This is a genomic window from Streptomyces caniscabiei (assembly GCF_014930365.1).
Classification (GTDB): Bacteria; Actinomycetota; Actinomycetes; order Streptomycetales; family Streptomycetaceae; genus Streptomyces; species Streptomyces caniscabiei.
The window spans coordinates 64,444-65,104 of sequence record NZ_JABXWI010000017.1; the positions used below are offsets into that span (position 1 = coordinate 64,444).

Genomic DNA, 661 nt, shown 5'->3' on the forward strand with positions numbered 1-661 from the left:
GAGGTGGGCGGCGGGGTTGGCCTGGGCGAGGGTGCGGCGGATCTCTACGGCTTGGGTGATTGAGGTGAGTGCTGCTTGTCGGTCTCCGGTCTCGCTCTGACAGTTGGAGAGGTTGTTCAGGGACATGGCGAGGTCGGGGAGGTGGGCGGCGGGGTTGGCCTGGGCGAGGGTGCGGCGGATCTCTACGGCTTGGGTGATTGAGGTGAGTGCTGCTTGTCGGTCTCCGGTCTCGCTCTGCCGGTTGGAGAGGTTGTTCAGGGAGCTGGCGAGGTTGGGGAGGTGGGCGGCGGGATTGGCCTGGGCGAGGGTGCGGTAGTGGTTGACGGCTTCGGTGATTGAGATGAGTGCTGCCTGCCAGTTTCCGGTCTCCCTCAGGTGGACGGAGAGGTTGTTCAGGGAGCTGGCGAGGTTGGGGAGGTAGGCGGCGGGATTGGCCTGGGCGAGGGTGCGGTAGTGGTTGACGGCTTCGGTGATTGAGATGAGTGCTGCCTGCCGGTCCCCGGTCTCCCTCAGGTGGACGGAGAGGTTGTTCAGGGACATGGCGAGGTCGGGGAGGTGGGCGGCGGGGTTGGCCTGGGCGAGGGTGCGGTGGATCTCGACGGCTTGGGTGATTGAGGTGAGTGCTGCTTGTCGGTCTCCGGTCTCGCTCTGCCGGTTGGAG

1 protein-coding gene is annotated in these 661 nt (G+C 66.0%); it reads right to left on the minus strand.

What is annotated here, in order from left to right:
* On the minus strand, positions 1-661 hold a 661-nt coding region (locus HW837_RS37405; RefSeq protein WP_193383561.1), incomplete at both ends, for a tetratricopeptide repeat protein.